The following is a 4,280-nucleotide window of genomic DNA, read 5'->3' on the forward strand; positions in this document are numbered from 1 at the left end:
GCCGTCGCGGCCAGCCCGGTGCCGCCCTCGCCGCCGCCGCGGGTCCGGCGGCGCGGCGAGCGATCGCGGGCCGGCCGGTCGGCCTTGGCGTCGGCGGAGCTGATCCGGGTGGCGTCCTTGGAGTCCCGCGGCGCGGGCCGCTTGCGTGCGGCCCCGATCGAGCCGCCCGCCCCGGCGGGGATACCGAGCTCTTCGAAGAAGTGCGGCGAGGTGGAGTAGGTCTCGGAAGGATCCGGGCACTCCAGTTTCAGCGCCTTGTCGATCATCGACCAGCGCTCCAGTTCATCCCAGTCGACCAGGGTGATCGCGATACCGGTCTTGCCGGCCCGGCCGGTGCGGCCGATGCGGTGCACGTAGGCCTGCTCGTCCTCGGGGATCTGGTAGTTGATGACATGGGTGATGTCGTCGATGTCGATACCGCGGGCGGCGACGTCGGTGGCCACCAGCACGTCGACCTCACCGGTGCGGAACGCCTTGAGCGCCTTCTCGCGGGCGATCTGGCCCAGGTCGCCGTGCACCGCGCCGACCTTGAAGCCGCGCTCGGCGAGTTCGTCGCACACCTTCTGCGCGGTGCGCTTGGTGCGGGTGAAGATCATCGTCGCGCCGCGGCCCTCGGCCTGCAGGATGCGGGCCACCATCTCGATCTTGTCCAGTGCGTGCGCCCGGTAGGCGAACTGCTCGGTGGTGTCGTGGGTGGCCGACCCCTGCACACCCTCGGCGCGGATGTGGGTGGGCTGGTTCATGAAGGTGCGGGCCAGCGTGATGATCGGGTCCGGCATGGTCGCCGAGAACAGCATCGACTGCCGGCTGTCGGGGGTCTGGCGCAGGATCCGCTCGATGTCGGGCAGGAAGCCCAGATCCAGCATCTCGTCGGCCTCGTCGAGCACCAGCACCGACAACCCGCCGAGTTGCAGGTGGCCCTGCTGGGCCAGGTCCAGCAGCCGGCCCGGGGTGCCGACGACGACGTCGGCGCCCTTTTGCAGCGACTCGATCTGCGGCTCGTAGGGCCGGCCGCCGTAGATGGAGACCACGCTCAGCGGGCGGCCCCCGTCGGCCTTGAGGTACTTCGCGGCGTGCTCGAGGTCCTCGTAGACCTGCAGGCAGAGCTCGCGGGTGGGCACCACGATCAGGGCGCGCGGGGCGCCGTTGAGTTCCGGTTCGCCCGGGCCGGTGATGCGGTGCAGCAGTGGCACGCCGAAGGCGAAGGTCTTGCCCATGCCGGTGCGGGCCTGACCGATGAGGTCCTCGCCGGCCAGTGCCAGCGGCAGGGTGAGTTCCTGGATGGCGAAGGCGTGTTCGATGCCCTGTTCGGCCAGGGCGCGGACGATCTCGTCGCGGACGGCGAGCTGGGCGAAACTGATCGGGGCGTGGGTATGCAGATGTGTCATGAGCGGTCTTCCGTTGTCGTTCCTCGTTGCGTTGTCTTCACGCGCGCACGAGTTGACGTCGGAAATGCGGGCCTCGCGCCGAGGAGGCGGGCCCACTGCGTGCACGCACATTTTCCGGCTCCCATGGTACCCGGTCGGCCCGATTTCCAGGATTTTCGGCCTTCCCCGGCGACTACAGTGGCTCCTGTGGAGTTGATGCCGGGCGCCGTGCGGGGGGACTCACCCTCGACGGTCCCGGCCGACCATCCCGGTATCGACGAGCTGTTCGCCCTGCTGGCCTACGGCGAGGTCGCGGCCTTCTACCGGCTGACCGAGGAAGCCCGGATGTCGCCGGATCTGCGCGGCCGGATCAACATGGCCCGGATGGCCGCCGCCGAGATGGGCCACTACGAACTGCTGTGCTCAACCCTGGAGGGACGCGGGGTCGACGTGCTGCCCGCCATGACCCGCTACGCCCCGGCGCTGGAGCAGTATCACCGGCTCACCACCCCCAGCACCTGGCTGGAGGCGCTGGTCAAGACCTACGTCGGGGATGCCATGGCGGCCGACCTGTACCTGGCCATCGCCGGTTCGCTGCCGGCCGAAGTCGCCGACGTGGTGCGCGCGGTGCTGGCCGAGACGGTGCACTCGCAGTTCGTGGTGGCCGAGGTGGTCACCGCGGTCGACAACAGTGGCCGTCAGCGCAGCCGGCTGGCGCTGTGGGCGCGCCGACTGCTGGGGGAGGCCATCACCCAGGCGCAGTACGTGCTCGCTGAACGCGACGAACTGGTGGACCTGGTTCTCGCCGGCGGCGGTCTGGGGCAGGTCAACGACCTCTACGAGCGGTTGCAGCGCACCCACAGCGAACGGATGCAGCACCTGGGTCTGGCCTGACCGGCTACCGGTTGCAGGTGGTGCTGATCCCGTAGTCGGTCTGCGACACCACCGTCGCGCCGCCGGCGTCGGTGATCCAGCAGTTGAGCTGGCTGCCGCGGCTGTTGGCGGTCACATAGTTCACCGGCAGGTTCGGGACGACCGTCATGCTCCAGGGCAGCGTCACGTTCTGCACGGTCCGCAACGCGCCGGTCTCGTCGGCGTAGACCACGGTGACCGGATCGTCGGGCCGCTGATTGCCGGTGACCGTGTAGACGATCTGGCGCAGATCGACTTTCGGCTGCGAGGCCACCATCGGATTGGCCGGCAACCGCACCGGCACCTCCGCGCCCAGTTCGTTGCCCTGCGCCACGGCCGCCGGCGTCTGCGGGCCGACGGTGGCCACCACGGTGCGCGGAGCGCTGCGGGTGCCGGCGGCCTCGCCGGCCTTGATGACGCACATGACGGCCGCGACGGCGGCGATCAGGCCGAGCGCGGCCATCGTGATGCGGGTCAGGTGGATCCGTCGGTCCTCGATCACCCGGCCAGTCTGCGGCGGCCGGCGCCCGTCCCGACACGGCGCACGGGGCAGTTGTCATGCTGTGACCACAGCTTGACCACCTTGTTTGCGTCACCGCCGCGTCACCGCTTTGAAGGCCCCGCGCGGCGTCCACTAGCCTGCTGTGAAACGCGCTTGAGGAAAGGGGCCGGTGTGGAGGTCAAGATCGGTGTCTCGGACAGCCCGCGGGAGCTGGTCTTCAACAGTTCGGAGACCCCCGAGCAGGTCGAGCACCACATCAAGGCGGCGCTGGCCGCCGGTGGCGCCGACGTCCTGAGCCTCACCGACGACAAGGGCCGCCGCTTCCTGGTCCAGACCGGCAAGATCTCCTACGTCGAGATCGGCGCGGCCGACACGCGCCGGGTCGGCTTCGGCGTCGCCTCGTCCTGAGTCAGCCCCGGGTCAGCGGCACGTGCGACAGGCCGCCCCAGGCGAACTGAACCGTGCCCTCGACGGCGTCCTCCTTGGAGATCGGCCGGTCGGCGTCGAGCCAGTACCGCGCGCAGTCCACGCTGATGCCCACCAGGCCCACCGCGATCATCCGGGCCCGGTGCGGGTCCAGGCCGGAATCGCGGCTGATCAGGTCGAACACCGCGTCCGTGCAGGCTTCGGTGGCCACTTTCACCTGAGCGGCGACCTTGGGCTCGCTGCCGTAGTCGTTGTCGAAGATCAGCCGGTAGCCCTGGCTGTCGTGCTCGATGAAGTCGAAGAACGCCTGCACCGCGGCGCGCAGCCGCTGGCGGTTGTCGGTCGTGGTGCGCAAGGCCTGGCGAACCCCGGACACCAGGATGTCGACATGCTGCTGCAGCACCGCCAGATACAGGCTCAGCTTGGAAGAGAAGTGCTGGTAGAGGACCGGTTTGCTGACTCCGGCCCGGTCGGCGATCTCGTCCATGCCGGCGGCGTGGAAGCCGCGGTCGACGAACACCTCGCTGGCTATCACCAGCAACTGGTCCCGGCGCTCGCCGCGGGGCAGCCGACCGCCGCGGGTCCGCTGGCGGGCGGCCGTGTCGGTCGGCTTGGTCACCGGGACGACACTACTATCCGCACCTCGACACGGGCGTGCCCGGAGCCGCCCGCGCGCGCGTTGTGCGATCCTGGGTCGGTGAGCAATGAGTCGGGGCCACGCGGTGGCGGCCGCGTGCCGGTTCTGCTGAGCGAGTGGAACGAGCCGCTGCGGGCGTTGCGCGACCCGATTGCCGGCCCGACGGCGGAGGACTCCGGCCGGCCCGGCGCCGACCCCGAGGTGGGTGCTGACCGGCCCGGGCAGAGCTGGCTGGGCCGGTTCCTGGCCAACTACGGCTGGCGGGCCTATGCGCTGCCGGTGCTGATCGTGCTCACCGGGGTGGTGCTCTACCAGACCATGACCGGCACCGTGGCCCCGGTCGCCGAGGAGCCGGTGAAGGGCCCGCCGACGATCGGTTCGGCCGGCACCAGCATCATCGGCGCCCCGCCGCGCGGGCTGACCGAGTTCGACGCCA

At 70.3% G+C, this 4,280-nt stretch carries 5 protein-coding genes and 1 pseudogene; 3 read left to right on the forward strand and 3 right to left on the reverse strand.

Annotated features, from left to right (window positions below):
- Positions 1–1,388, reverse strand: a 1,388-nt coding sequence (locus ADBZ5U_RS14645; protein ID WP_526811398.1) for a DEAD/DEAH box helicase, incomplete at its 3' end; no start/stop codon positions are given.
- Between the two features lie 195 nt (positions 1,389–1,583).
- On the opposite strand from ADBZ5U_RS14645, the gene ADBZ5U_RS14650 reads away from it, so the two are divergent.
- On the forward strand, positions 1,584–2,261 hold the full coding sequence (locus ADBZ5U_RS14650; protein WP_526811406.1) for a ferritin-like fold-containing protein: 678 nt from the start codon (positions 1,584–1,586) through the stop codon (positions 2,259–2,261).
- 4 nt (positions 2,262–2,265) lie between these two features.
- On the opposite strand, the gene ADBZ5U_RS14655 is transcribed toward ADBZ5U_RS14650, so the two are convergent.
- Positions 2,266–2,781, reverse strand: coding sequence for an MmpS family transport accessory protein (locus ADBZ5U_RS14655; protein ID WP_526811400.1), 516 nt, complete (start codon positions 2,779–2,781; stop codon positions 2,266–2,268).
- Positions 2,782–2,952: 171 nt separating this feature from the next.
- On the opposite strand from ADBZ5U_RS14655, the gene ADBZ5U_RS14660 reads away from it, so the two are divergent.
- Positions 2,953–3,189, forward strand: coding sequence for a DUF3107 family protein (locus ADBZ5U_RS14660; protein WP_526811402.1), 237 nt, complete (start codon positions 2,953–2,955; stop codon positions 3,187–3,189).
- 1 nt (position 3,190) lies between these two features.
- Here ADBZ5U_RS14660 and fasR read toward each other — a convergent pair whose 3' ends face one another.
- On the reverse strand, positions 3,191–3,826 hold the full coding sequence (fasR, locus tag ADBZ5U_RS14665; RefSeq protein WP_526811404.1) for an HTH-type transcriptional activator FasR: 636 nt from the start codon (positions 3,824–3,826) through the stop codon (positions 3,191–3,193).
- Positions 3,827–3,904: 78 nt separating this feature from the next.
- Between fasR and ADBZ5U_RS14670 the strand changes: the two are divergent.
- Positions 3,905–4,280: pseudogene (locus tag ADBZ5U_RS14670) on the forward strand (DUF3152 domain-containing protein); the annotation flags it as partial.

The sequence above is a fragment of the Mycobacterium sp. genome, assembly GCF_040398885.1.
Taxonomy (GTDB): domain Bacteria; phylum Actinomycetota; class Actinomycetes; order Mycobacteriales; family Mycobacteriaceae; genus Mycobacterium.

Coding starts and splice junctions, on each gene's coding strand:
- ADBZ5U_RS14650 (WP_526811406.1), top strand. CDS start 1,584: ATGCCGGGCGCCGTGCGGGGGGACTCACCCTCGACGGTCCCGGCCGAC.